Here is a 26117-nt window from a genome sequence, read left to right on the forward strand (position 1 = left end):
GTTTACTGCTCATAAGCACCTCGTTAATTAGCCATTTTATCTAACTAAAAGGTGTCTACAAAATCGGTGGCTATTCAAATATAATTCAGATCAAACCAGCATCTTTGCATTCTAATTTAATGTAAGCGTAAAAAATCGGTGCAACGATTAAGCCACTTAATCCGAAAATCGATTCAAAAATGAGCATAGCCAAAAGTACTTCCCATGCACTTGCATTAATTTTTGTACCAATGATTTTTGCATTTACGAAATATTCAAGTTTATGAATGATGACTAAATATGCTAAAGCGATGGCTGCTACTGAGAGTGAAATGGTTAAGCCAGCCATAATAATTAAAGTATTAGAAATTAAGTTACCAATAATAGGTAAAAGACCAAAAATGAAGGTCAAAATAGTCAGTGTTTTAGCAAAAGGTAAATGGATATGGAATAGAGGCAAAACGATAAAAATAAAAATGATAAATAGTGCTGTATTGATTAAAGAGATTTTTACTTGAGCAAAGACGACATTTTTAAATGAAATCGAAAGCTTCTGAATACGATGTAAAATAGCAGCTTTAAAGACAGGTTGTGGTGCGTGCTGCTTAAAGTTCTGAATTGAAACCAAGATACCTACAATTAAACCGATCAGCATGGTCGCTAAGTTATGCAGAATATCGGTACCTGTATTTTTAACAATCGAAATATTATTCTTGATGAAGGACAAAATCTGATTCTTGATATCTGCAACACTATGAGGAAGATAACCAGGGACATATTGACTCATTTCAGCTTGGAATTTAATGAGAGTTTGATCAATCTTAAAGTTAAACGAGTTAAGACCTGTTCCTTTTAAATCATAGATCACAAAGCTAATTAAACTAGTAATAAAAAATCCAATCAAAAATGTGGTCAAAATTCCAAGAATAATACTGATAAAGATACGCGCACGTTGTCCATCAATATGTTTTTCAACAATTGAGCTTAGACTGTTAATAATTTCGAAAATCAAGAAACCTGCAAAAAAACTAGGCAACAAATGCAGGGGAATGACCATCATTAAAAATAAAAACATCAGAATAAAACTAGCGATGATGCTTTGACGGTCATTGAGAAGGGTCATGATCTGTATGCCTAAATTTGCTTGTAGTTATGATAAATGACAAAGATATATGCTTAATGACGATAGTCTATGCTGATGAAATTGCTTAATCAATTTCCATTTTATCAAAATGACGAGCACCTTCTAAAATCATACGAATCATTACCATGGTTTGCTCTGCAACGTCAGTTCGTTGTTCAGCAGGTAAATCAATCACTTTTGCGCCCATATTGAATACCAATTGGGTAATCGCTTTAGCCGCAATGTCAGCATGACTGATTTTACTATTATTCATTTGTTCTAGGCGAATCAGGTCTTCTTGTAATTCTTGCTGAAAGAAATTTAGCTGACGGTCTACAGCGAGTTTATATGAGGTTGAGCCCGTATATCCTTCACGTAATAATAAGCTGAGATAACCTTCATCGGCATCGAGCTGTTGAATGAAAACTTCAACTGAACTTCGAATAATGCTTTGCTGCATAGATGCCTGCAAACGCGCTTCGCGAATGATTTTACGTAATACCAAACCTGCACGATCGATCAGAGCGATAGCCAGTTCATCAATATCTTTAAAATGTCGATAAAAACTATTTGGTGCAATGCCTGCTTCACGCGCTACTTCACGTAAGCTCAAAGATGCAATACTTTTTTGTGGGCCAATTAAATTTAGTGTCGCCTGAAAAAGTTCTTCTTTGGTAATGGTTGCTTTTCTACCAACCGAACGTACAGGAGATTTCATAGCAATGACATCTTGTTCATTTAGTGTGTCATGACCGAGCGGTAAAAAAGTAGAAGACTGAACCATTATTTTCAAAATATAAGTAAGCTACTCGGGATTATAGCGATTGTCTGACTACTTGGGAAATGTAAATTATTATACGAATATATATACAAATATATATACACATGTATAATAATTAAAAAATGATCAGAGTTCCCGCTCATGCAAGCAGTCGAAAAGAGAATTTCTCTATTCAATTCAATAGCCCAAAGCGTAATTACGAACCATGATGCCAATTTTTGGCTACAAAAAATCAATCCACTGTGGTCTTTGAATCAATCACTCGCTAAAGTTGTAAAAAAACAAACGGTAGCTAAAGATACGGTAAGTCTTATTTTGCAATGCAATCGTCATGTACAACGCGGCGCAGCAGGACAACATCATCCTGTCACCGTTGAAATAGCAGGGCGTCATTACGAACGCACGTATAGCTTGATGCAATTAGATGCAGATCATCTCTGTTTAACCGTCAAAAAAGTTGATCAAGGTTTGGTGAGTTCATGGTTGGTTGAGCAAGCTAAAGTAGGGGATATTGTCTATTTAGGGCAACCTTATGGCGATATGCAGCAGCATATTCAAACTCCTAACCTGTTATTACTTGCAGCAGGTAGCGGCATTACGCCGATGCTGAGCCTGATCGAAAGTTTGAGTCAAACTAAACAGTTTTCGACGACATCTTTACAGTTGATGTATTGGGTGAAAACTCAAGCCGATGCAGCTTATGCTGAATATTTCAAAGAAACAGCGGAAAACTTTCCTCATTTCAGTTATCAAATTTTTTATACCCAAGAACAAGATCAACGCTTGAACCAGAGTTATGTTGATCAAATTTCAGCTTTAAATGAAACCACTGTATATGCCTGTGGTCCATCGGGTTTTGTGAGTACAGCAGAAAAATTATTTTCTTGTGCTGCTTTGCTTCAAACCGAGGCTTTTAGTTTAAGCCAATTTGATGTGGATGCTTCGGAAACTGGTTTTATAAATGTGAGATTGACTCAATCCAACAAAACGGTTGCGATACCTAAAGGGCAATCCATTCTTTCTAGTTTGGAACATCAAGGGATTAAACCTAATCATGGTTGTCGTATGGGCATTTGTAATAAATGCGCCTGCACTAAAGCACAAGGCTCAACGAAGAATTTGTTGAATGGTTCAGCGAATCATGAACCTGCTCAACTATTAAAAATTTGTGTAAATTCCGCTCAGTCTGATCTAGTGATTGATCTATAAATGAGAAATTAATTATGAATATGCCTGTTAAAATTGAATATTTTAAAAATCCAAAAAATCGTGATTTAACTGCTTCAGAATTAGATGCTTTTGCTCGAGAATTAGATCAGATCAAGCAAGAAGTATTAGATGACTTAGGCGAAAAAGATGCGAAGTATATTCGCCGTGTTTATTCCTCAATCCGTTATAGCAGCTTACTCGGACGAGCTTTGTTGTTTGCAGGATGGTTTCCGCCTGCATGGTTATTAGGAACGGGGCTATTGGGTTTTGCCAAAATTATGGAAAACATGGAGTTAGGTCATAATGTGATGCATGGACAATATGACTGGATGAATGATCCAAAATTTAATGGTCAGACTTACGAATGGGATACCGTTGGAACCTCAGATAATTGGCGACAAACCCATAACTATAAGCACCATACCTATACCAATGTGAAAGGTATGGATGATGATGTGGGTTATGGTGTATTTCGTTTATTTCCCGAACAACGTTGGACAAAGTTTACTTTAATTCAACCGATGTATATCGTACCGTTTAGCTTATTATTCCAATGGGGCGTCGCAATTCAAAATCTTGAACTCGGCAAAGTGATTTATAAGCGTAAATCAATGGCGCAATTTAAACGAGAATGGCAACCAGCGCAGAAAAAAATAGCGAAGCAACTTTTTAAAGATTATGTATTTTTTCCATTGATTGCAGGACCTTCAGCGATCCCAGTTTTTACTGGAAATTTAGTTGCTAATGGGATTCGTAATATTTGGACTTTTAGTATTATTTTTTGTGGTCATTTTACTAAAGATGCTGAGGTCTTCCCAAAAACTGTTTTACAGAATGAAAGTCGCGGTCATTGGTACATGCGTCAAATTCGTGGTTCATCCAATTTGACTGGCTCGGAAGCATTTCATATTTTGACAGGACATTTGAGCCATCAAATTGAACATCATTTGTTCCCAGATATTCCTGCACGCCGTTATCGCCAAATTGCACCAAAAGTTGAAGCGGTTTGTAAAAAATATGGTTTGAATTACAACAATGCCAGCTTTGTAAAGCAATTTGGTGAAGTTGTCGGACGTATTTTTAAATATGCCTTGCCGTTAAAAAAATAAATGTTAGGAGAGCGTATGTGATACGCTCCTACGAATTTATTTAAACTGAATCGACCCATTGGCGCTAACCGTGATTTTGGATTCACCAGCCGCCATGTCTTGTGCTGGAGCTGCCTCAGCCATCGCAAATTTTGCCATACCACCACGCATCATTGGTTGAGGGAAATAATTACTTGTATTTAAATTTAAACTGACAAGATTATATTGCGTTTTATTCCAAGCTTGGGTAATCGCTTGTGCGCGTTGCTGAAAGTTTTTAGAAGCTTCAATCATTAGTTCATTTTCAACTTTTTTACGTTGTTCGTCAGATACGCTAAAACTAATCGATTGAGTCTGAAAGCTCTGTTGTAGTTCACTAATCAACTGGCTTGCTGCTTTAAAGTCTTTACTTTCAATTTGGATTTCTGCGCGCGCTCGCCATTCTTTTAACTTATTATTATCATTGTCGTAAATAGGGTAAGTGCTTTGAGCACCCGTTTCGACTTTTACTTGTGTGTATTTACGTGAAATAGCTTGCGCTTGATTCATTAATTGATTGATTTGATTCGAAAGCTCTGCGGGTTGCTTATTGCTTCTTTCAATATAAAGCACAGCACGCATTTCATCATTGGCAACTTGGCGTGCTGCATCGGCTTGGATATTCACAATATTATAGTTCAAGTTTTCAGTCTCATGAGCAAAAAGTCTTGGGCTAAGTGCAGCTCCGATCATTAATGTTGCAAGTGCTAAAGTACGCATAAAAAACTCCTTAAAATTTGGTATTAAACATTTATTTTTACAAGTCTGATATTAGAAACAACTGATGGGGAACTTTTGCACATTTTGTGGTGTCTTTGTAATATATTAACAGTGTTTTGCAACAGAAAAATTAATTAAAAAATATTTAAAATTAAATAATTAGCTTTATATATTTGACCATTTATCTAAAAAAATTAAGGCTGTTAAAAAAAGCTTACTTTCTTTCGCTTGTCACATAGTATGATGATAATTCATCATAGTTAATTGAAAGAAACATTTTTTCAATAATATTAGATGAATGTCAGGCATAAAAAGAGTTTATTTTATTTCAAAATTAGGTATCATCTCGCTCCTAGTTGAAAGATATAAAATTTGTGTCTCACTAGATTCTAAAAAGCACCGAGTCAAACGACCGCAAGTCACCAGACTTATTTCTTTTACCCATATCAGAGATGGTAATTCGATATGAGCGTTACTTCCGTAAATCCTGCCGCTAATGCAACTAACGAATATTATCTGACTCGCCAAAGTCAGATGGAATCTAATGTTCGTAGTTATCCACGTAAATTACCGTTAGCGATAGCAAAAGCACAAGGCTGTTGGGTTACTGATGTTGAAGGTACAGAGTACCTTGATTGTTTAGCTGGGGCAGGGACATTGGCTTTGGGCCATAATCATCCTGCGGTGATTCAAAGTATTCAAGACACATTGGCAAGCGGTTTGCCATTGCATACTTTAGACTTAACGACTCCTTTAAAAGATGCTTTTACTGAAGCACTTTTGGCTTACTTGCCAGGCGGTAAAGAAGAATATTGCTTACAGTTCTGTGGACCATCTGGTGCAGATGCTACAGAAGCGGCGATTAAACTGGCTAAAACATATACTGGTCGTAGTTCTGTGATCAGTTTTTCAGGTGGATACCACGGTATGACTCATGGTTCACTGTCGATGACAGGTAACTTGAGTGCTAAAAATGCCGTGAATGGTCTTATGCCTGGCGTTCAGTTTATGCCATATCCACATGAATATCGTTGCCCACTTGGTTTAGGTGGTGAAGCGGGTGTTGATGCTTTGACTTACTTCTTTGAAAATTTCATCGAAGACGTTGAAAGTGGTGTAACGAAACCTGCTGCTGTGATTCTTGAAGCAATTCAAGGTGAAGGCGGTGTCGTAACTGCACCTGTTAAGTGGTTACAAAAAATTCGTGAAGTGACTGAAAAGCACAACATCGTTTTAATTTTGGACGAAGTTCAAGCTGGTTTTGCACGTTCAGGTAAAATGTTTGCCTTTGAACATGCAGGTATCGAGCCTGATGTTGTGGTGATGTCAAAAGCTGTAGGTGGTGGTTTACCATTAGCAGTGCTTGGTATTAAGCGTAAGTTTGATGCTTGGCAACCAGCAGGTCACACGGGTACTTTCCGTGGCAACCAGTTGGCAATGGGTACAGGTTTAATGGTTCTAAAAACTATTTCTGAACAAAACCTAGCTCAAAATGCGCAAGAGCGTGGTGACTTCTTACAAGCTGAATTCAAAAAGTTAGCTCAAGAATTCCCATGTATCGGTAATGTCCGTGGTCGTGGTTTGATGATCGGCGTTGAAATCGTTGATGAGCGTAAACCAGCTGACCATATGGGTTCACTTCCTGCTGATGCACAATTAGCTGCGGCAATTCAAACAGCTTGTTTCAACAATAAACTTTTACTTGAGAAAGGTGGTCGTAACGGTACTGTAATTCGTTTACTTTGCCCATTGATTATCAATCAAGACGAATGTGTTGAAGTGGTTGCACGCTTCAAAAAAGCTGTTGCTGAAGCATTAAAAGCAGTACGAGGCTAATCCATGGTTGATTTTGCAGAACATCGTAAAGCGTTACTCTGCAATGATGCACAATCCATTGCTGACTATCAGTCAGCAATGGGCGAAGCGGTTAAAGCCGTTTCAGCATGGTTGCAAAATGATAAAATGTACACAGGTGGAAGTATTAAAGATTTGCGTGCAGCAATTTCTTTTAATCCATCAAAAGAAGGTTTAGGTGTACAACAATCATTACAACGTATGGTTGAGCTTTTCCTCAACAAAAGTTTAAAAGTACATCATCCACACTCACTTGCACATTTGCATTGCCCAACGATGGTGATGAGCCAAATTGCGGAAGTGTTAATCAATGCAACGAACCAATCTATGGATTCATGGGATCAAAGCCCTGCGGGTTCATTGATGGAAGTTCAGCTTATTGATTGGCTACGCCAAAAAGTGGGCTATGGCGCAGGTCAAGCAGGTGTATTTACTTCAGGTGGAACACAATCAAACCTGATGGGTGTGTTACTGGCGCGTGACTGGTGCATCTCGAAAAACTGGCAAGACGAAAACGGCAAGCCGTGGTCGGTTCAGCGTGATGGTATTCCAGCAGAAGCAATGAAGAACGTCAAAGTCATCTGTTCTGAAAATGCACATTTCTCTGTGCAAAAGAACATGGCAATGATGGGGATGGGTTTCCAGTCTGTTGTCACTGTTCCTGTGAACGAAAATGCACAGATGGATGTTGATGCACTAGAAAAAACCATGGCGCATCTTCAGGCTGAAGGCAAAATCGTAGCATGTGTGGTAGCGACAGCAGGTACAACCGATGCGGGTGCGATTGATCCGCTCAAGAAAATCCGTGAAATTACCACCAAGTATGGTTCATGGATGCATATTGATGCGGCTTGGGGTGGTGCACTGATTCTTTCCAATGACCATCGTGCAATGTTAGATGGTATTGAATTATCAGACTCAATCACACTTGATTTCCATAAGCATTATTTCCAAAGCATTAGCTGTGGCGCTTTCTTGTTGAAAGACGAAGCAAACTATCGTTTTATGCATTATGAAGCAGAATATTTAAACTCTGCTTATGATGAAGAACATGGTGTACCTAACCTTGTATCTAAATCATTACAAACGACACGTCGTTTCGATGCATTGAAATTATGGATGACAGTTGAAGCATTAGGCGAAGAGCTTTATGGTTCAATGATTGATCATGGTGTGAAACTTACACGTGAAGTTGCTGACTATATTAAAGCAACAGCGGGTCTTGAATTGTTGGTTGAACCACAATTCGCTTCAGTCCTGTTCCGTGTAGTACCAGAAGCTTATCCTGCTGAATTTATCGATAGCTTAAACCAAAACGTGGCAGATGAATTATTTGCTCGTGGCGAAGCGAATATTGGTGTAACCAAAGTGGGTAATGTTCAATCATTGAAGATGACCACTTTAAGCCCAGTTGCAACGCTTGAAAACGTTCAAAACTTGCTTGCACTTGTGTTGGCAGAGGCTGATCGTATTAAAGATGCAATTGCTGCAGGAACTTATGTTCCAGCGATTGACTAATCGATTTGCTTTCTAAGAGAAAGGCACATTCATGTGCCTTTTTTATTTTTTAGTCTGTGAGATTGAGCTTAGAAAGATTTAGTTCATATGAATATACCTTTCATTTAATCTCAAGTAATTTTCGGAATAGCTTTAGATAGACGTGTAAATGGCTATTGGAAACCTGATTTTATTTCATTTAGAACCAAGTCGACGGATTAAAACTAATATTACATAGACATTTGTCATATAGTTTTCATTACTAAGGCTGTCAAATTTGTATTTCTAGTTTGATTTCTTATATGTCGTGTTTTAAGTAAAAAATTATAAATTACAATCATTAAGATAATTTTCTTTTGCTATTTTTATCAAAAAATTCTTTTCTTTATGACTGAAAATTTTCAAATAAAAAATGATCATCATAAAAGCGTCACAAAGTTGTCACTTAATTGTCATATTATCTCCTCAAAATGCAGTTAACTAAAGTACAACACTTGAATTAAAAAGAGTTGTAAATCAAATTGTATAAATGAGAGAAAACAGAATGCGCTTAAATCCACGTCATATCGCAATTGCATTAGCTGTATCTGGAGTAGCCGTAGCAACAACTGCGAATGCAGCTCGTGATACTATTCAAATCGCTGGTTCTTCAACTGTATTGCCATATGCAAGTATTGTTGCTGAAGACTTTGGGAATACCTTCCCGCAATTTAAAGCACCCGTTGTTGGTTCAGGTGGTACTTCAGGTGGTTTAAAGCAATTCTGTCAAGGTGTTGGCGATAATACCATCGATATTGCAAACGCTTCACGTAAAATTAAAGATTCTGAGCTTGCTGCATGTAAAAAAGCAGGCGTAAATCAAGTTCAAGAAATCAAAATTGGTTATGACGGTATTGTATTTGCGTCTAACTCAAGAAAGGGTGCTTATAACTTAGATCCAGTACATGTATTTACTGCATTAGCTGCACAGCTTCCTTCAGGTGGTAAATTGGTTCCAAACCCATATACACGATGGAACCAAATTGATGATGACTTACCAAATGAACCGATTACTTTAGTTATTCCAGCAACAAACCATGGTACGCGTGAAGTGTTCCAAGAAAAAATGGTTGAAGCGGGTTGTGAATCATTTGCTTATTTCAAAAACTTAGATAAAGAAGCTCAGAAAAAAGCGTGCTCTACATTCCGTAAAGATGGTCGCGTAATCGAAATCGCTGGTGACTATACAGAAACTCTTGCTCGTTTAAAAACTTCTCCTAATGCAGTGGGCGTATTTGGTTTAGGTTTCTATGACCAAAACCGCGATAAATTACGTGTTGCGACAGTAAATGGTGTATTACCTTCTGAGAAAACAGTTTTAAGTGGTCAATACCCAGTATCTCGTGCACTTTACTTCTATGTGAAAGGCGAGCATTTAAAATCAATTAAAGGTTTACCACAATACGTAGAATATTTCTTAAATAAGAAAGCTTCTGGTAAAGGTTCTAAATTAGAAAAAGCTGGCTTGATCAGTATGAGCGATAAAGAACGTGCAAAAGTTCTAGCTGATTTCAAAGCGGGTAAAACAGTTAAGTAATATTGTTAAAAGGGAGGCTGGTGCGACTTAGGTTCATCAGCCTTTTTGTCTAACTAAGTTTTTTCAAATGATGAAAATTGAGAAAACAGTGGAGATTACATGAATCTGCTACTTATCGGTGTGTTATTAGCCCTTGTGGCAATTGCATATCAAATCGGGCTGAGCAAAAGCCGTAACCTAGCAGGTAAGGGAAACAACTCAGCAACTTTGCATTCACGTCCAGGTTATTATGGTGCGTTGGTCGCTTTGTGGTGTGGTGTTCCTGCTTTTTTAATTTTGATCATTTGGAACTTGGTCGAACCAAGTGTCCTTCAACATATTATTTTTAACAATATTCCAGCATCGGTCAGTGCAACTTTAGATGAAGCAAGCCGTGAGGTTTTAATCGATCGTGTTCAAGCGATTGCGTCTGGTTTTGGGGTTACAGATCATCCAGCAGCTTATGAGCTAGCAGCTGCACAACAACTTGCTAAATTTGAAACCATAGGTTCTTTTGCAAAATTGGCAATCGTAATTAGTGCTGGTTTAGCAGGTTTAGTTTGGGCAAAACGTCATGTGAGTCAGCAATTTCGTGCTCGTAATCAGGTTGAAAAAGCCATTAATGTTGGTTTGATCCTATGTTCTGGTGTAGCGATTCTCACAACGATTGGTATTGTACTGTCAATGTTGAGTGAAGCATTACATTTTTTCCGTTTTGTTAGTCCAGCAGATTTTTTCTTTGGCACAGAATGGAATCCAGGTTTTAGCACGTCAGGTAATGCAGAGGGAAGTTACGGTATCTTGCCATTAATTTGGGGTACTTTAATGGTCAGTGGTATTGCATTATTAGTTGCAGTACCAGTGGGATTGATGATTGCGATTTATCTAGCTGAATATGCATCTCCAAACTTACGCTCTTGGGCAAAACCAACAATTGAAGTATTAGCGGGTATTCCAACTATCGTTTATGGTGTATTTGCTTTAATGGTCATTGGCCCATTCTTCAAAATGATTGGTGAAATTGTTGGTATTGATATTAATGCAACAAGTGCACTGACTGCGGGTTTTGTCATGGGGATTATGATCATCCCATTTGTTTCATCGCTTTCAGATGACATTATTACTCAAGTTCCTCGCGCGTTACGTGATGGTTCATTGGGTTTAGGTGCAACCAAATCAGAAACGATTCGCCAAGTTGTATTACCAGCAGCATTACCGGGTATTACAGGGGCATTTCTACTTGCAGTATCTCGTGCCGTAGGTGAAACCATGATTGTGGTACTTGCAGCAGGGAACAGTCCATTATTGCATGCAAATCCATTTGAAGCGGTTTCAACAGTGACTGTAACCATTGTTAAACAGTTAACTGGTGATACAGATTTTGCGAGTCCACAAGCATTGGTGGCATTTGCACTCGGTTTAACTTTGTTTGTGATTACTTTGGGTTTAAACATTATTGCACTATATATCGTGCGCAAATATCGTGAGCAATACGAATGAGTTCAAATACATCTCCTCTGGATCAGAACGTATTTGATCCACAAGTTGCTGCTGAACAACGTGAGCAGCGTAAAGCAATCATTCAAAGCTCTCTAGCAAAGCGTCATCGTAAAGAAAAGGCATTTCGCTTTGCAGGTTTCTCTGCGGTGATGATTGGTCTTGCATTTGTTGCTTTACTGTTCGTTAGCATTTTAGCAAAAGGTTTGCCTTCATTTTGGCAAAGTAGTATGACCGTTCCTGTGTATTTTGATCCTGCAATTATTAATGTAGGAGCAAAGCCAAAGCAGACTGCTGGTGAGACACCTGCTCATTTTGAAGAGCGCTTTGTGGCTTGGCAAACTGAAATGGGCATGGTGGATTGGGATGCACTTATTGTTAATGGTATTGTTGCTAAAGATCCAGCACTTGAGTCACAACGTGATTATTTGAATAGTTTGTACACGAGTTCAGAAGCCTATCGTTTACGTGACATGGTGCTTGAGAATCCAGCATTAATTGGTACTAAAGAAGAGATTAAATTCTTAGCGGACGCCAATGTGGATGTGTGGTTAGCAGGTAATATTGATCGTTCTTTACCAGATGACCAACAGCAGCTTGATCCAGAAGTTCGTCAACTTGCAGATAAACTAAAAGCAAATGGTGTTATTGAAAATACATTTAATACGAATTTATTTATCAGTCCAGACTCTCGTAGCTCACCAGCAACAAGTGGTTTAGCGGGCGCGTTTATGGGTTCGTTATTCATGATGTTGATTGTAATCTTGATTTCAATTCCAATCGGGGTTGCAAGTGCGATTTATCTTGAAGAATTTGCACCTAAAAACATCATGACTGACATCATTGAAGTCAATATCAACAATTTGGCTGCTGTACCTTCGATTGTATTTGGTCTACTCGGCGCAGCGATTTTTATTGGTTGGATGCATTTACCATTGTCTGCACCGTTGGTTGGTGGTCTGGTACTCAGTCTCATGACTTTACCAACCGTGATTATTACCACACGTGCTTCATTAAAAGCTGTGCCACCTTCAATTCGTCAGGCAGCGCTTGGCTTAGGTGCATCAAAAGTTCAAACAGTGTTCCATCATGTGCTACCACTTGCGTTGCCAGGAATCATGACAGGATCAATTATTGGTGTTGCACATGCTTTGGGTGAAACCGCACCATTACTATTAATTGGTATGAGTGCTTTCGTTGCGAGTGTTCCAGCTACGCCAATGGATCAGGCAACAGCCTTACCTGTACAAGTTTATTTATGGCAGGGAAATGAGTTACGTAACTTCTTTGAAGGACGTACTGCTGCTGCGATTATTGTGTTACTTGCATTAATGATTGGTTTAAATAGCCTTGCAATTTGGCTTCGTAAGAAATTTGAAGTGCGTTGGTAGTTGAGGAGAGTACAATGAATACGATTGATATTATGAACGCCGTAGAAAAGGATAAGTCAGTGAATCCACAGCAAACAGAATTTACTTCATCTGAAGTGCCAGTTCAGCAATCGAATACTGCGTTTGTTTCTCAGTTTGAAACAGCTTCATCGAATAAAAAGCCAAAAGTAAATGATGTGAAAATCAGTACCAAAGATGTTCATGTTTATTATGGTGAAACTGAAGCAATCAAAGGTATTGATATCGATATTTATCAAAATGAAGTGATTGCATTTATTGGACCATCGGGTTGTGGTAAGTCAACATTCCTGCGTACCTTAAACCGTATGAATGACACGATTGACAGTTGTCGCGTGACTGGTAAAGTAACACTCGATAACCAAGATATTTACGATCCAAATCTTGATGTAGTGTTGCTGCGTGCTCAAGTGGGTATGGTATTCCAAAAGCCAAATCCATTCCCGAAATCAATTTTTGATAACGTTGCTTACGGACCAAAACTGCATGGTTTAGCACGTGATAAATATGACTTAGAAGAAATTGTTGAAAACAGCCTACGTAAGGCAGGCCTGTGGGATGAAGTGAAAGATCGTCTCAGCCAACCTGGTACTGGTTTATCTGGTGGTCAGCAACAACGTTTATGTATCGCGCGTACCATTGCTGTAAGTCCAGAAGTCATCTTAATGGATGAACCATGTTCAGCACTGGATCCAATTGCGACCGCAAAAATTGAAGAGTTGATTTCAGAACTTTCTGAACAATATACCATTGCAATCGTAACTCACTCGATGCAACAAGCTGCACGTGTATCTGATCGTACTGCATACTTCCACTTAGGTGATTTGATCGAAGTCAATTCAACTGAAAAAGTATTTACACAACCAGATCATCAATTGACTGAAGCTTATATTACCGGTCGTTTTGGTTGATTCTTGCTGAATAAATTAAAGAGCCTTCGGGCTCTTTTTTTATGAGATAGATGAAAATGAATCTATTTTGCAAAATCACTATTGAATTTTTATTCAACAGGCCACATCTTAGTCGAATAAAGCCGAACTTATAGAGCACTTACTTTATGTTATTCCATTTACCTAAATTTCCTGCTGAAATTCGTATTAGTCATTTAAATGCGTGTGTGAATGAACAAAGAAAAAGAATTGCACAAACAACTGCATCTCGTTTGGAATTACTACAACTCGTTCAACAACTTGCTAAAGAAGCAAAGATTCGAAAAAAGAATGATCAAAAAATTTATGTGCTTGACTTTAAAGGTGATGTGCAAGCATCTGCGGTAGATACTATTCGTGAAGAAATTACTTTAATTTTAGCAACTGCAAAAGCAGGGCATGACCGTGTCGTTGTACGTTTAGAAAGCCCTGGTGGTATGGTTCATGGTTATGGTCTAGCTGCTGCTCAATTGGTTCGTTTACGTGATGCCGGTTTTAATGTCACGATTTGTGTGGATAAAGTCGCTGCAAGTGGCGGTTATATGATGGCATGTATTGCCAATGAAATTATTTCTGCTCCTTTTGCGGTTGTAGGTTCGATAGGAGTGGTTGCTCAAGTTCCAAACTTCAATCGTTTATTGAAACAGCATAATGTGGATTTTGAACTGTATACCGCTGGTCAATATAAACGCACCGTAACCATGTTTGGTGAAAATACTGCTGAGGGTAAGGCCAAGTTTGAAGAGGAATTGCAGCAGACACACGTGCTGTTTAAGCACTTTATTGAAAAATACCGCCCACAACTCAACGTTGAAAAGGTTGCCACTGGTGAACACTGGTATGGTGAAGATGCACGTGAATTAAATCTGGTAGATAAATTACAGACCTCGGATGAATATTTACTCAGTCTTCTGCCACAACATGATGTCTATGTGATCAATACTCGCAAACGCCCAACATTTGGTGAAAAGCTAGGGTTGCAGGCGGCACAAATGGCTGAGACTCTGATTCCAACGGTGATGGGTAAAATCGCTGATAGTCTCGCCAAGGCAAACAGCACGTTGGTTCAGATGCGTGACCCTAAGTTTTAATCAATTTGTTCTGATCAAATAAAAGCACCTGTTTAAGGTGCTTTTCTTTTGCTTTTGCCTAAATAGAGCAGCCCTGTAAAGATTGATCCGATTGTGGCTAGAAACATATCCTTGTGTGCATCCCACATATCTCCCTGCTGTCCATTATAGTTTTCTGCATCTTCGGGCGATAAACCAATGGATAGTCCCCATTCGAGCAACTCATAGAGCATACTGGAAGCCATCACAAACTGGATCACCAGCAGGAGCAACGTCAATGGTTTTGCGGTAGGAAACCAGACCTGAAAACAACGGAGAAAAAATGGGTAAAGCAATAATCCATAAGCAAAATGCACCAGTCGATCATACATGTTGCGAGACCAGCCCATCACCTGATTCAGGTCAAAATGAAATAGGGACTTTAACCATTCATTGTAAGGCACATAGGAGTACAAATAATGTGCCGCAACAATATGGATGAAAAGAAAAAGCAGGTACAAGCAAAAACTGGAAAAATTGATGCCTATTTTTTTCATGCTAATGATCAGCACAACCAGCATAAACACGGTGCCCACCTGATGCAGGAGATAGGACTCAAGCTCAAGCGGCTGTATGCTGGCAATTGCCACGGCAAGGGCGATGACCCCAAGCGCAATATAATGTTTTAAACCAAGTTGTTTTTCAATCATGCTGCATCCGAGAAGAAAAAATCATCAGGCAGGTTGATTTATCATTGTTCGGTTGAAACTGGTATTAAAGGTGACGCTGCAACCCCACCAAGCGCCTGACAAGCCTGTAGATAGAGCTGGTACTTTTGTTGTACAACTTCATCGAGTGGAATGTCAAACAGGTCCTCACCATTTTTATACTGTTCAATATAGGTGCTGGCTTTGTCCTTGTTTGCGGCAAGGGTCTGTTGATAAAAATTAGTAATGGAAGAAGTGGCAAGCTGGCTGGTCTCGACGTTGCTACACTGGAAACGCTGTAAAATTTTTTCAGCACGTTTGACTTCACTTGATTGTCCAAATACACATCCTGTTAATTGGGCAATCACAATCAGCACGCATAAGATCTTCATGATATTTAGAATAAAAATTTTTAAAGATTGTTATTGTATATAGAATTTATTCTGTAAATAAATTAATTATGTCTAATATAAGCAATTAAATGACTTAAATAGTGTGGCATAAAATCCAGTTTTGAGATGAAGCGCATATTTTTTTCTATATATTTGATTTTAATCATGTAATATAATTGGGAAAACAAAAATGAAAAATTTATCCTATTTTATCTTATTTTTCTCCTGTGCCTGTCATGCAGGGGATTATAATTTTTTTACAGAGGTCAATGATGATACTGAAGAAATGTTTGACTCTGCCTATCCACAGCAAGAGAAAACAGATTATTCAATCTTGCATAATCTGTTTTTCCAAGATGATCGTTGGCGTGTTTATAACTATACCGCTTACCAAACCAATCAATTTAATCAAAAGATGTTAACAGGAGATACCAGCAATCTATCTTTAGGTGATTTTTCGATTTCACTTGGATACGGTATGGTGTATCAATTGAATAAAAATAATCGGATTGGTTATGAATATCTTTCCAGTTTTCCATTTGATCGGGGCCAATTAATTCGATTATTTTGGTTGCGCATTTTTTAAGATTTTTTCTGGTATAAACCCGCTCTGACAATTCCTGCTTTGGTTTCTTTAATTTTTTGCCAACTAGATGGAAGTTTTAATTGAGATAATTCTCGATCTGCCTCTACATAAATAAAGGCATTTTCCGTAATAATAGGATCAGCTAATTCAGCAAGTTCTTCCCATAATTCTAGATCGTAGGGGGGGTCTAAAAAAACAACCTGATAATGACTATTTAATTGCTTTAATGCTTGCTGTGCAGTGAGTGTTAGTAGCTGACAATTTTCTGCTTTTAGCAATTGAATGTTTTCTTTTAAAAAGCGAGCTTGAATCGGGTTGGGTTCGATCATGACGACTTTTGCAGCGCCGCGTGATAAAGCTTCAAAAGCTAGTGCACCAGAGCCGCTACATAAATCTAAAACTTGTGAATTTTGTATATCCCACATGAGCCAATTAAATAATGTTTCTCTTACTCGATCTGGTGTCGGACGTAAACCTTCAATGCTAGCGAATGGTAGCGTTCTACGTTTCCAATCACCACCGATGATACGTAATTGATTTTTCATTACTCAGTGACTCCATCATTAGAATGAGAAGCAGCAGTAGTTGTAACTGAACTTGCTGCTGGTGTCGATGCAGGTGAATCAGAACTACTTGGTAGTTCACCGGGCTTAATACCAGCAGTCATTAAACCGCCACTCACTTGATGGTTGGCTGGACGAATAGGATTATTTTTACGAGTGACTAGCCAGTAATCAAAGACTGGACGTGCAAGTTGAGCTGCTGATCCGCCATGTTTACCATTTTCCCAAACGACAGCAATTGCGATTTGAGGATTATCCGCTGGTGCAAAGCCAACAAATAAACCGTGGTCCCATTGTCGGGAGGAAAGAGCGGCTTCATTATAACGTTTGCCCTGAGCAATACTTTTGACCTGAGCTGTACCTGTTTTACCCGCAATAGAATATTGTAATCCGCCCTTAATGCCACGCCCCGTTCCAGATTGAATCACGTCTATCATGGCTGCGTGCATGTTAAGCCAATCTTGCTCTGTACCATTAAATTGAATTTTACCGTCAGGAGCATTGTGCACAGAATATTTTTTTGCGCCTTTATTATCACGTAAAACGTGAGGTGTAACGTGAGAGCCTTTGTTCGCAGTAATTGCTACAGCCATCGCAAGTTGTAATGGGGTAGCAGTAAATGCGCCTTGTCCAATACTCACAGAAATCGTTTCACCTTTTAACCATTTCGATTTGCGTGTACGCATTTTCCAGTCTGGACTTGGATATAAACCTGTGCTTTCACTTGGTAAATCTACACCTGTTTTTGCGCCAAAGCCAAATTGTCGCATCCAGTCATTCATTTTTTCGATACCCATACGATAAGACAAGATATAAAAATAGGTATCACAAGATACAACTTCGGCTTTATGTAAATTTACAGCACCATGACCTGTCTTTTTATGATCACGGAAGCGGTGGCTATCTCCTGGTAAATTAAAATAACCAGGATCAGAAATTGCTGTGCCCCAATCGACGAGTCCGTAATGAATTCCGCCAAGTCCGAACATCGGCTTAATTGTCGAACCCGGTGGATAAACGCCTTGTACGGCACGGTTATAAAGTGGTTGGTCTAAGTTGTCACGTAAACCACTATAATCTTTTGAACTGATGCCTGTAACAAATAAATTTGGATTAAAACTTGGGCTAGAGACCAGTGCTAAAATTTCTCCAGTTCGAGGATCCATGGCTACAATTGCACCACGACGATCTGCCAACTGTTGAGCTGCAATGGTTTGAAGACCATAATCTATCGATAAATAAAGATCATTTCCGCGCGTTGGGTTTTGACGACCTAGATGACGGAGTACATTACCATGTGCATCGGCTTCAACGGATTCATAACCTGGTGTTCCATGTAATAACTCTTCATAGCTTTTTTCTGCACCAATTTTTCCAATCAGGTTGGTACCTGCATATAAATCTTTATCAATAGATCTTAATTCTTTGTCATTAATTCGCCCCACATAACCGATCACATGGGCAAACAATTCGCCATGAGGATAGTAACGTGTCATTTGTGTTTCAATTTTCACACCCGGGAAGTCGTATTTAACTTCGCTGAATTTCGCAATATCTGCTTCAGTCAGATTTAACTTGATGGCAATTCTTTCCGTTTTACGTGCAGTTTTTACGCGACTTTTAAAACGATCGACATCTTCTTGGGTTAAGCTCAGTACTGGAATTAAACGTGCAATGGTTGCATCAATATCTGCGACATCTGTACGACTGAGTGTTGCTGTAAAAACAGGATAATTATCCGCTAAGAGTACGCCATTACGATCATAAATATAACCACGTGCGGGTGGAAGAGGTTGTAAACGAATTCGGTTTTTATCAGAGGCTGTTGTAAAGTCGTCGTAATGAATAATCTGTAAATATGCATAACGGCAAATTAATAAAAGTAGAAAAGTAGCAACGACAAATATAGCAAAGAAGATTCGACCCTTGTAAATGCGCTTTTCTTGTTGCATGTTTTTTAAAGGAAAGTGCTGTTTCATAGGGTGTCGACTTAAATTACAAGGGAGAAAATATAAAAGGCGCACTATTTTAACGTAAGTTGCATGATCATACTGTAGTATTTTCAATACATCATCTGAATGATGATGCGACAGTTTTTGACTTTGCAGACATTAAAATTGTAGGGACTTGTATATTAGATGCAAAATAATTCTGTTAAAGTCTGAAGCTGTTTGAAATAGGATTGTCCAAGATACACTCTTAGGGAAAATGGAGAAAATAATGAAAAAATCTTACCTTTTACTAGCGGTTTTAGCATTCAACGGCGTTGTCCATGCTGAAGAAAATCCATATATGCCTGAAGCAAAATTAAAAGGGGCAAAAGACGTAGCAACTTGGAATATTGGTGCTGGTTTTACTAAAAAATTACTACATGCCAATCTTGAATGGGTAAATCCATACGGTATTGCTTATGCAAAAGTAGGCGCTTTTTTAAATGATGATAATGAATCTGGTGCGCAAATTGGCTTTCGTTATCCATATCATTTAACAGGTACAGATAAAAATGGTTATTACCTTGGTCTTTATGCTGGTCATTTAGATAGTAAAAACTATGGCGGTAAACAAAAAGGGAATTTAGGTGTTGGTACTGATTTAGCATTTGTTTGGTTAAATAGTGATCGAATTAGTACGTTTAGTGTAGGAGCGGGACTGCGTGACAAGATAGAAGATGGAAATGGGAATACTGTTAAAAAAGTAGAGCCCGTTTTTCAGATTTCTTACACGTTAAGTTTTGGCTTATAGGGACGTGACTGATTGTTCATTCTTTTATAAGTCTTAATGTATCAATAATTCTGAGAGTCATGCATGTTTGATTACGTCAATGAATTGTGGCAGATTTTTTTAAATCGGCCTGACCATCTGGCGGTCCTAAGTATTATTCCAGTGACAGCCCTAGTAACATGGGCTCATGTATGGATGGCTTTAAAAATGGTGTTTTACCCAATTAATTTTTGGGGATTCCATTTAGGACCATTACCTGTAGGTTGGCAGGGGATTGTGCCGCGTAAAGCAGGGCGTATTTCGGGCATCATTACCGATAATACATTATCTAAGTTGGGTTCATTGCGTGAGTTTTTAGAGGCAATGGATCCAGAAGATATGGCAATGATCATTGGTGAGCAAGTTGGCTTTGAGCTTGAACACTTAATTGATGAAGTCATGGTTGATCGTAATGCTGTGTTGTGGGAGAACTTACCATACTCGATTAAACGTCGAATTTATGCGCAAGCCCATAAACAGTTACCAAATACATTAAAAGAACTTGTGACTGAGCTGACCATGAACGTCGAGTCACTGGTTGACATGCGGGAAATGGTGGTCAGCCAAATGGAAGGTGATCGCCGTTTAATGGTACGTATGTTTCTTAAAGTTGGTCAGAAAGAAATTAATTTTATTTGGCATATCAGTGCGTTAATTGGAATGTTCTTTGGGATTTTCCAAATGATCGTTTGGTTTGTGGTACCGTGGCATTGGACAGTTCCTTTTTGGGCATCAATCTGGGGCTTTTTAACCAACTGGATTGCGATTTGGATGGTATTTAACCCAATTGAACCGCATTATATCCGTTATCCACAGATTTTCCGTTTGACCAAAGACCGTAAGTTTCCATGGATCGTTCCTGTGCTAAGGATTGGTACATATAACGTTCAAGGTGCATTTATGAAACGCCAAGAGGAAGTTTCAGATGTATTTGCAAGCGTGGTAACTGAAGATTTAATTACTCTGAAATCCATCATGACTGAAATGATGTATGGTAGTAAAAAAGATAAAACTCGTCGGATTGTCAAGCGCCATATTAATGAAATTATGGAAACTCCATTGGTCAGAACTTCACTGCAGCTTTCATTAGGGCCAAGAGAATATGCTAGACTCAAGACCGACTTGATTGATCGCTCAATTGAAATTACTATGGGTCCAGTATGTGACCCAGCTCTGAATGCAAGTCGTGCGCAGAAGATCTTTCAAATGTTTAGAGACCGCATCCGTGAACTAACACCGAAAGAGTTCCAGAATTTATTGCGACCTGCGTTCCAAGAAGATGAGTGGATCCTAATTGTATTGGGTGGTGTGACTGGTTTTTTTGCAGGTTTAATCCACTTATTTGTTGCTTTCTTATAATTAATTTGATGTTGGTTGAGCAATAAATCTGTATCATATTGCTCAATTTAAGATTTATTGTTTTTAAATGAGGATGTTCTTTTATGCGCATTATTTTACTCGGACCACCTGGGGCAGGTAAAGGTACTCAAGCTCAGTTGATCTGTAAGCGCTACAATATCCCACAAATTTCAACCGGTGATATGCTCCGTGCTGCAATTCGTGAAGGAACTGAACTAGGTCTTAAAGCGAAAAGTGTTATGGAGTCTGGTGGTTTAGTATCAGACGAACTCATTATTGGTTTGGTTCAAGAGCGTATTGCTCAACCAGATTGTGTGAACGGTTGTATTTTTGACGGTTTCCCACGTACGATTCCACAAGCTGAAGCTTTGGAAACGGCGGGTATTTCAATTGATCATGTGATTGAAATTGATGTTCCAGATGAAGAGATTGTTCAACGTCTTTCAGGTCGTCGTCAGCACCCAGCTTCTGGTCGTGTTTATCACCTTGTTTATAATCCACCTAAAGTAGAAGGTAAGGATGATGAAACTGGTGAAGACTTGGTACAACGTCCAGATGATCAAGAAGAAACGATTCGTAAGCGTTTAGGTTCATATCATAGTGAAACTGAACAATTAGTAGGTTTTTATCAAGGTCGTGCTGCTTCAGGTGAAGATGCACCAACTTATAATAAATTGAATGGCTTACGTGCAATCGAAGAAGTTCAAAAAGAATTATTTGCTATTTTAGATAAATAATTTAGTTTTGATAGAACTGTCTTATATAGCCATAAGACAGTTTTTTTATACCTATAATTATCTACGACATAAAATGTCGCTATGTCAGATTAAATGATATAAAAACTAAACAAAAAACGTTATATTCCATTCAAGCGTACAATTTAAAAATACTGAAACTTAGAATTATTTTAAAGGGTTAACTATGTTGCTGACGATTCAATCTGATCAAGTCGAGCAAATTATTCCAGATGCAAGTTCGGCAAAATCAGCCAAGAAACTCGCAAAATTTGAAGCATGGAACAATATCTCGGGTTCGACTGATCAGTGGATTTGGGGAGAAATTCAGGGTAGTGCGATTTATCAAAGCGCAGTTTTTTTACCTGAACTTAAATGCGAATGTAGTTGTCCAAGTTTTAAACGACCTTGTAAACATGCTTTAGCATTATTGTTTGTCTATACCGAGTATCAAGATAAATTTACTGTGCAATCAGATGAACAAAGCATACCTGATCGAGTACAAAAATGGCGAGATAAAAAAACTAAAACACTTGAGAAGAAAGAAAACAAGATTGATAAACCGATTGATGAGGAAGCACGTGCGAAACGCCAATTGGCACGTGAGAAAAAAATGGATGCAGGCATTGAGGCATTACAAACATGGTTGAATGATGTTGTTACGATGGGACTTGGGAGATTACGTCAGCAACAACATGAAAAGTTCCGCGATATTCAAAGTCGTTTGGTCGATGCTCAAGTTTCAGGTTTAGTTAGTTATTTAGATGAGTTTTCGAGTGCGCTATATCAAAGTAATTGGCAAATGCAGACTTCATTTTGGATAGCTAAATTACAAACAGCCGTTCATTTATGGCAAAACCGTCAACAGCTCAAACCAGAACTATATGAAGAATTAAAACAGCTTTTTGGTGTGAATTTACCAACTGATGCGTGGCATAACATATCCGCTCAGATACTTCATATTTATGCCTTAGGACAAGTAACTCAGGAGTTGGTCAATACCCGTGGACGTTATCGTCGTCAATGGCTGTGGGATAGTCAAAATTTACGCGACTATTTGCTATTAGATTTTGAAATTCCACCTTATTCGAACTTTGGCTTAACGTTGCCTTTCCAAAAACAACTGGCTCTAAATGCCAAACTTTATCCAGTGGTAAGCCAACAACGTCTTCGTTTAGAAGATAATTTAATGTCATTCAATGATTTGAGCCTAACGCTGGTTGCGCCAAAAGGCTTTAAAAATTTTGATCAAGCATTTACTCAATATGCGAATGGATTAAAACAATATCCTTTGCAGCTAGTACGATTTTTCTGGCTAGAGCAATTGCGTTTGGTCAAGCAGGATAAAGTAATTTATTTGGTCGATCAGGATCAAAAAATGTGTGAAATTGAGATTAAACAATTTGTTGAGTTATGGTTTTTAGTGGGGAATGAGCCATTTAGTGCAGGCGTTGAATGGAATGGATTGCAACTTAAACTGGTGAGTATTTGGCAAGGAGGGCACTTTGAATGTCTTTAAGCACATCATACAGTGAGTTTAATCAGCAGTTATTACTCAAACTGACGCTAGGGCAGCAGTTTAAACAGACTGTAAAAGTACCGAATGAATTGCAAGTCTATGCACCTAAACAGATTGATTCAGCTCAAGATTTATTAGTCTTGAATCAATATTGGGTGCTCATGCAACAAGCAGGTTATCAAGCACAAGGTGTACTTGAAACCTTACAAAAGAATATTGCTGAGATTGATCAGATAGAAAATGAAAAGCAATTGGATAATCAACTTGTGCAAATTTTGAAATGGGTTGTTGCACAAGAGTCGCCATTTTTATATCAAGATTGGGTTATTCAAATTTTCAAACTTGCTCAACTACAGCAGCGAGTGATTCCTCGTTATTTGGTGTTGAAAGTTCTACCACTGTGTCGAAACCCAGTGTTATTGGCATCAGTCTTACCTGAGTTTGCATTTCAGGGCGATGTGACAACGCGTTTGGATGATGCAAAAAGGGTATGGAAATATGTGAAACAACAAGACGCAGCACCATTGATTCGTCAATTACAGAAATCAAAAAGTAGCGAATGGTCTTTGTTGATGAGCCAATTATGCGGTCAATTGCCGAACTTTATTCATCAACATATAGCAGAGTTTTGGTCACAATCGATTCAGAGCAATCATTTGCAAAGTCATGCTGAAAGTCTTGTGATGTATAACATGCCAGTGACTCAATTTGAAGCTTTATACCAGCATGTAAAAACATTAGAACCACAGAATGCAGCGACAGTAAGTAGTAATGCTGCATTAGCTTTCTATTTATATTATCAAGATAATGCACTGTACAACGAAGTTATGGTGTTAATGCGTGTATGTTTGAGCTACGATGCCCAAGCTGAAAAAGTTAAATTCAACATTAACTTAGATCAAGATGATGCCCTCAATGATTATGGCTTTTTTGATCGAGAAGCTAATTTGGTTGAAAGTCGTAAAAGTTTAAAAACAGCTTACCAAAGTGCTCAGGTCGAGCAAGCTTATCAGGCATTTTGTGCAAGTTCACAGGGCGTACTTTATCTCAAAAGAATTTTAATCCAATTGCCACTTGCGTATTGGTTAGAATTATTTGGTACTTGGGATCATTTACTTTCATTGCATTCACAGCAAAAAGATTCACTTTGGAGTGCGTTTATTGTGTGTTGTTATCGAGAGCAACGACATGATTTAGCTTTATGGTTTTACCAACATCAAGTCAAATGGTGTGAAGCTGTAACGGCATCAAGTGGGAACATGTTTGAACGTGAGTTATTCTTTACTTTGCTAGACCAAGAACCAGCAACTGGATTGTTATTAAAGCAACTTGAATCCCATTACCAAAATCAAGATTTAGAACATTTTTGGTTGTTGTTTCAGCGTGCTAAGGCGCTGCATGATGTTCAAAATATCTCAGAAATGGCAGTCGTATTATTACAACATGCATATGCGAACTTAGATTTGCAGCAGGATCAGAAGAAATTTGCATTATTAAAAGAGCAGGCTCAATGGTTGATTTTGCAAGCTTATCCAATCGACATCAGTAGTTTACAAGCTCTTTTTTCTATTTCTGAATGGAAACAGCTCATTCAATTGAATCAGTACAAACAAAAACTTATTGCTTAATGATCAAGAAATCATAAATTAGGATAATCAACATGTCTCAACAAGTTTTACGTGCGCGTGCAGAACAACAGTTTTCTCATGAATTAGATGCATTAAAAGCACATGACAGTTTAGTAAAACCTCCACAATGGCAACTTTCGCCTAAAGCAGTCGTAGATTACTTATTGGGTACAACACTGCCAGATGGAACAGAAATTTCACCAAAATATATTGGTAATCGCCGTTTGATGGAAATTGCTGTTGCGACATTGGCGACTGATCGTGCCTTGTTGTTATTAGGCGTACCAGGCACAGCAAAATCATGGGTATCTGAACATTTAGCAGCGGCGATTTCAGGTAATAGTGCTTTATTGATTCAAGGTACGGCAGGTACGAGCGAAGATACTCTACGTTATAGTTGGAATTATGCCCAACTTTTATCCAAAGGTCCGAGTGAAGATGCTTTGGTGAAAAGCCCGATGTTACGTGCGATGCAAGAAGGTAAGATTGCGCGTGTGGAAGAGTTGACTCGTATTCCTGCCGATGTCCAAGATACGTTGATTACTTTACTTTCAGAGAAAAATTTACCTGTTCCTGAGTTGGGAATTGAGTATCAAGCGGTACAAGGTTTTAGTGTGATTGCCACCGCGAATAACCGTGATAAAGGGGTGAATGAACTCTCCTCTGCGTTAAAGCGTCGTTTTAATACGGTAATTTTACCGCCGCCTGCTACCATTGCTGAGGAAGTGGAAATCGTACAAAAACGCGTTCAATCTTTGGGCAAGAGTTTACAACTACCTGAGATTCAGCCTTTGGATGCTCAAATTCAAAAACTGGTGACGATTTTTAGAGAGCTGCGTCATGGGCAAACCTTAGATGGCAAGCAAAAACTCAAAACCACCACGGGAACTTTATCAACGGCTGAAGCCATTTCAGTGATGAGTCATGGTTGGGTGATGGCAGGGCATTTTGGTTCGGGCAATGTCACTGATCATGAGTTGGCGGCAGGTCTGCAAGGTGCAGTATTAAAAGATCCTGTGCAAGATATCGTACCTTGGAAAGAATATGTTGAAACGGTGATTAAACAACGTGAGGGTTGGCAAGACCTGTATCGTGCTTGTCGTGATTTAGAATAAAACCAAATAATAAAAACCTCATCCC

General features: G+C 38.5%; 23 protein-coding genes. 16 read left to right on the top strand and 7 right to left on the bottom strand.

Annotated elements, in window-relative coordinates:
- Positions 1 to 85 precede the first annotated feature (85 nt).
- Together CDG56_RS00900 and fabR are read right to left on the bottom strand one after the other, a co-directional pair.
- Positions 86 to 1102, bottom strand: a complete 1017-nt coding sequence (locus CDG56_RS00900; RefSeq protein WP_087546639.1) for an AI-2E family transporter — start codon at positions 1100 to 1102, stop codon at positions 86 to 88.
- A gap of 85 nt (positions 1103 to 1187) precedes the next feature.
- The gene (fabR, locus tag CDG56_RS00905; RefSeq protein WP_004663232.1) at positions 1188 to 1886 is read right to left on the bottom strand and encodes an HTH-type transcriptional repressor FabR; all 699 of its coding nucleotides are present in this window, start codon (positions 1884 to 1886) and stop codon (positions 1188 to 1190) included.
- Positions 1887 to 2024: 138 nt separating this feature from the next.
- On the opposite strand from fabR, the gene CDG56_RS00910 reads away from it, so the two are divergent.
- On the top strand, positions 2025 to 3092 hold the full coding sequence (locus CDG56_RS00910; RefSeq protein WP_087546640.1) for a ferredoxin reductase: 1068 nt from the start codon (positions 2025 to 2027) through the stop codon (positions 3090 to 3092).
- A gap of 14 nt (positions 3093 to 3106) precedes the next feature.
- Positions 3107 to 4201: a fatty acid desaturase family protein gene (locus tag CDG56_RS00915; RefSeq protein ID WP_087546641.1), complete on the top strand. Its 1095-nt coding sequence runs from the start codon at positions 3107 to 3109 to the stop codon at positions 4199 to 4201.
- 36 nt (positions 4202 to 4237) lie between these two features.
- Here CDG56_RS00915 and CDG56_RS00920 read toward each other — a convergent pair whose 3' ends face one another.
- Complete coding sequence (locus tag CDG56_RS00920) at positions 4238 to 4939, bottom strand: SIMPL domain-containing protein (protein ID WP_087546642.1); 702 nt, start codon at positions 4937 to 4939, stop codon at positions 4238 to 4240.
- A 465-nt stretch (positions 4940 to 5404) separates the two neighbouring features.
- On the opposite strand from CDG56_RS00920, the gene CDG56_RS00925 reads away from it, so the two are divergent.
- From CDG56_RS00925 to sohB, 7 genes are all read left to right on the top strand, one after another.
- Positions 5405 to 6775, top strand: a complete 1371-nt coding sequence (locus CDG56_RS00925; protein ID WP_087546643.1) for a diaminobutyrate--2-oxoglutarate transaminase — start codon at positions 5405 to 5407, stop codon at positions 6773 to 6775.
- 3 nt (positions 6776 to 6778) lie between these two features.
- The gene (locus CDG56_RS00930) at positions 6779 to 8311 is read left to right on the top strand and encodes a pyridoxal phosphate-dependent decarboxylase family protein (protein WP_005157918.1); all 1533 of its coding nucleotides are present in this window, start codon (positions 6779 to 6781) and stop codon (positions 8309 to 8311) included.
- Between the two features lie 523 nt (positions 8312 to 8834).
- Positions 8835 to 9866 (top strand): substrate-binding domain-containing protein, encoded by a 1032-nt coding sequence (locus CDG56_RS00935; RefSeq protein WP_005157915.1) that lies wholly within the window; start codon positions 8835 to 8837, stop codon positions 9864 to 9866.
- A gap of 99 nt (positions 9867 to 9965) precedes the next feature.
- The gene (pstC, locus tag CDG56_RS00940) at positions 9966 to 11345 is read left to right on the top strand and encodes a phosphate ABC transporter permease subunit PstC (RefSeq protein WP_087546644.1); all 1380 of its coding nucleotides are present in this window, start codon (positions 9966 to 9968) and stop codon (positions 11343 to 11345) included.
- Positions 11342 to 12733, top strand: coding sequence for a phosphate ABC transporter permease PstA (pstA, locus tag CDG56_RS00945; RefSeq protein WP_087546645.1), 1392 nt, complete (start codon positions 11342 to 11344; stop codon positions 12731 to 12733). The genes pstC and pstA overlap by 4 nt, the downstream gene beginning before the upstream one ends.
- Before the next feature lie 14 nt (positions 12734 to 12747).
- Positions 12748 to 13662 carry a phosphate ABC transporter ATP-binding protein PstB gene (gene pstB / locus CDG56_RS00950; protein ID WP_087543760.1) on the top strand — a complete coding sequence of 305 codons (915 nt, stop codon included), beginning with the start codon at positions 12748 to 12750 and terminating at the stop codon, positions 13660 to 13662.
- A gap of 146 nt (positions 13663 to 13808) precedes the next feature.
- Positions 13809 to 14771 (top strand): protease SohB, encoded by a 963-nt coding sequence (sohB, locus tag CDG56_RS00955; protein WP_087546646.1) that lies wholly within the window; start codon positions 13809 to 13811, stop codon positions 14769 to 14771.
- Between the two features lie 32 nt (positions 14772 to 14803).
- Here the strand turns inward: sohB and CDG56_RS00960 are convergent, their stop codons facing one another.
- Together CDG56_RS00960 and CDG56_RS00965 are read right to left on the bottom strand one after the other, a co-directional pair.
- Entirely contained in the window at positions 14804 to 15439 is a 636-nt protein-coding gene (locus tag CDG56_RS00960) for a DUF2238 domain-containing protein (RefSeq protein ID WP_087546647.1), read from the bottom strand.
- Positions 15440 to 15480: 41 nt separating this feature from the next.
- Positions 15481 to 15828 carry a hypothetical protein gene (locus CDG56_RS00965; protein WP_005157904.1) on the bottom strand — a complete coding sequence of 116 codons (348 nt, stop codon included), beginning with the start codon at positions 15826 to 15828 and terminating at the stop codon, positions 15481 to 15483.
- 190 nt (positions 15829 to 16018) lie between these two features.
- Between CDG56_RS00965 and CDG56_RS00970 the strand changes: the two genes are divergently transcribed.
- Positions 16019 to 16414: a hypothetical protein gene (locus CDG56_RS00970; RefSeq protein ID WP_005157898.1), complete on the top strand. Its 396-nt coding sequence runs from the start codon at positions 16019 to 16021 to the stop codon at positions 16412 to 16414.
- Here the strand turns inward: CDG56_RS00970 and rsmD are convergent.
- Positions 16411 to 16959, bottom strand: coding sequence for a 16S rRNA (guanine(966)-N(2))-methyltransferase RsmD (gene rsmD, locus CDG56_RS00975; protein ID WP_005157897.1), 549 nt, complete (start codon positions 16957 to 16959; stop codon positions 16411 to 16413). The genes CDG56_RS00970 and rsmD overlap by 4 nt on opposite strands.
- The gene (gene mrdA, locus CDG56_RS00980) at positions 16959 to 18956 is read right to left on the bottom strand and encodes a penicillin-binding protein 2 (RefSeq protein ID WP_005157896.1); all 1998 of its coding nucleotides are present in this window, start codon (positions 18954 to 18956) and stop codon (positions 16959 to 16961) included. Before mrdA ends, rsmD begins: the two co-directional genes overlap by 1 nt.
- Positions 18957 to 19197: 241 nt before the next feature.
- Here mrdA and CDG56_RS00985 point away from each other — a divergent pair, with 241 nt between their 5' ends.
- The 6 genes from CDG56_RS00985 to CDG56_RS01010 all read left to right on the top strand — a co-directional run bounded on the left by CDG56_RS00985 (position 19198) and on the right by CDG56_RS01010 (position 26092).
- On the top strand, positions 19198 to 19719 hold the full coding sequence (locus CDG56_RS00985; protein WP_005157895.1) for a hypothetical protein: 522 nt from the start codon (positions 19198 to 19200) through the stop codon (positions 19717 to 19719).
- 63 nt (positions 19720 to 19782) lie between these two features.
- Positions 19783 to 21096 carry a hypothetical protein gene (locus CDG56_RS00990; protein WP_005157894.1) on the top strand — a complete coding sequence of 438 codons (1314 nt, stop codon included), beginning with the start codon at positions 19783 to 19785 and terminating at the stop codon, positions 21094 to 21096.
- A gap of 83 nt (positions 21097 to 21179) precedes the next feature.
- Positions 21180 to 21833, top strand: coding sequence for an adenylate kinase (gene adk / locus CDG56_RS00995; RefSeq protein ID WP_087536237.1), 654 nt, complete (start codon positions 21180 to 21182; stop codon positions 21831 to 21833).
- A gap of 184 nt (positions 21834 to 22017) precedes the next feature.
- Positions 22018 to 23349: an SWIM zinc finger family protein gene (locus CDG56_RS01000; protein WP_087546648.1), complete on the top strand. Its 1332-nt coding sequence runs from the start codon at positions 22018 to 22020 to the stop codon at positions 23347 to 23349.
- Positions 23340 to 24977 (top strand): hypothetical protein, encoded by a 1638-nt coding sequence (locus CDG56_RS01005; protein ID WP_005157889.1) that lies wholly within the window; start codon positions 23340 to 23342, stop codon positions 24975 to 24977. The genes CDG56_RS01000 and CDG56_RS01005 overlap by 10 nt, the downstream gene beginning before the upstream one ends.
- Before the next feature lie 32 nt (positions 24978 to 25009).
- On the top strand, positions 25010 to 26092 hold the full coding sequence (locus CDG56_RS01010) for an ATP-binding protein (RefSeq protein ID WP_087546649.1): 1083 nt from the start codon (positions 25010 to 25012) through the stop codon (positions 26090 to 26092).
- The last annotated feature ends 25 nt before the right edge of the window (positions 26093 to 26117 follow it).

This window comes from Acinetobacter sp. WCHA39 (genome assembly GCF_002165385.1).
Taxonomy (GTDB): domain Bacteria; phylum Pseudomonadota; class Gammaproteobacteria; order Pseudomonadales; family Moraxellaceae; genus Acinetobacter.

What these genes read in the sequence shown, in the direction of transcription:
- CDG56_RS00925 (WP_087546643.1), top strand. Translation starts at nt 5,405, where the DNA reads ATGAGCGTTACTTCCGTAAATCCTGCCGCTAATGCAACTAACGAATAT.
- CDG56_RS00990 (WP_005157894.1), top strand. Translation starts at nt 19,783, where the DNA reads ATGTTTGATTACGTCAATGAATTGTGGCAGATTTTTTTAAATCGGCCT.
- CDG56_RS00965 (WP_005157904.1), bottom strand. Translation starts at nt 15,828, where the DNA reads ATGAAGATCTTATGCGTGCTGATTGTGATTGCCCAATTAACAGGATGT.
- fabR (WP_004663232.1), bottom strand. Translation starts at nt 1,886, where the DNA reads ATGGTTCAGTCTTCTACTTTTTTACCGCTCGGTCATGACACACTAAAT.
- pstC (WP_087546644.1), top strand. Translation starts at nt 9,966, where the DNA reads ATGAATCTGCTACTTATCGGTGTGTTATTAGCCCTTGTGGCAATTGCA.
- CDG56_RS01005 (WP_005157889.1), top strand. Translation starts at nt 23,340, where the DNA reads ATGTCTTTAAGCACATCATACAGTGAGTTTAATCAGCAGTTATTACTC.
- sohB (WP_087546646.1), top strand. Translation starts at nt 13,809, where the DNA reads ATGTTATTCCATTTACCTAAATTTCCTGCTGAAATTCGTATTAGTCAT.
- CDG56_RS00935 (WP_005157915.1), top strand. Translation starts at nt 8,835, where the DNA reads ATGCGCTTAAATCCACGTCATATCGCAATTGCATTAGCTGTATCTGGA.
- adk (WP_087536237.1), top strand. Translation starts at nt 21,180, where the DNA reads ATGCGCATTATTTTACTCGGACCACCTGGGGCAGGTAAAGGTACTCAA.
- CDG56_RS00915 (WP_087546641.1), top strand. Translation starts at nt 3,107, where the DNA reads ATGAATATGCCTGTTAAAATTGAATATTTTAAAAATCCAAAAAATCGT.
- pstA (WP_087546645.1), top strand. Translation starts at nt 11,342, where the DNA reads ATGAGTTCAAATACATCTCCTCTGGATCAGAACGTATTTGATCCACAA.
- CDG56_RS00910 (WP_087546640.1), top strand. Translation starts at nt 2,025, where the DNA reads ATGCAAGCAGTCGAAAAGAGAATTTCTCTATTCAATTCAATAGCCCAA.
- mrdA (WP_005157896.1), bottom strand. Translation starts at nt 18,956, where the DNA reads ATGAAACAGCACTTTCCTTTAAAAAACATGCAACAAGAAAAGCGCATT.
- rsmD (WP_005157897.1), bottom strand. Translation starts at nt 16,959, where the DNA reads ATGAAAAATCAATTACGTATCATCGGTGGTGATTGGAAACGTAGAACG.
- CDG56_RS00920 (WP_087546642.1), bottom strand. Translation starts at nt 4,939, where the DNA reads ATGCGTACTTTAGCACTTGCAACATTAATGATCGGAGCTGCACTTAGC.
- CDG56_RS00970 (WP_005157898.1), top strand. Translation starts at nt 16,019, where the DNA reads ATGAAAAATTTATCCTATTTTATCTTATTTTTCTCCTGTGCCTGTCAT.
- CDG56_RS01010 (WP_087546649.1), top strand. Translation starts at nt 25,010, where the DNA reads ATGTCTCAACAAGTTTTACGTGCGCGTGCAGAACAACAGTTTTCTCAT.
- CDG56_RS01000 (WP_087546648.1), top strand. Translation starts at nt 22,018, where the DNA reads ATGTTGCTGACGATTCAATCTGATCAAGTCGAGCAAATTATTCCAGAT.
- CDG56_RS00900 (WP_087546639.1), bottom strand. Translation starts at nt 1,102, where the DNA reads ATGACCCTTCTCAATGACCGTCAAAGCATCATCGCTAGTTTTATTCTG.
- CDG56_RS00930 (WP_005157918.1), top strand. Translation starts at nt 6,779, where the DNA reads ATGGTTGATTTTGCAGAACATCGTAAAGCGTTACTCTGCAATGATGCA.
- pstB (WP_087543760.1), top strand. Translation starts at nt 12,748, where the DNA reads ATGAATACGATTGATATTATGAACGCCGTAGAAAAGGATAAGTCAGTG.
- CDG56_RS00985 (WP_005157895.1), top strand. Translation starts at nt 19,198, where the DNA reads ATGAAAAAATCTTACCTTTTACTAGCGGTTTTAGCATTCAACGGCGTT.
- CDG56_RS00960 (WP_087546647.1), bottom strand. Translation starts at nt 15,439, where the DNA reads ATGATTGAAAAACAACTTGGTTTAAAACATTATATTGCGCTTGGGGTC.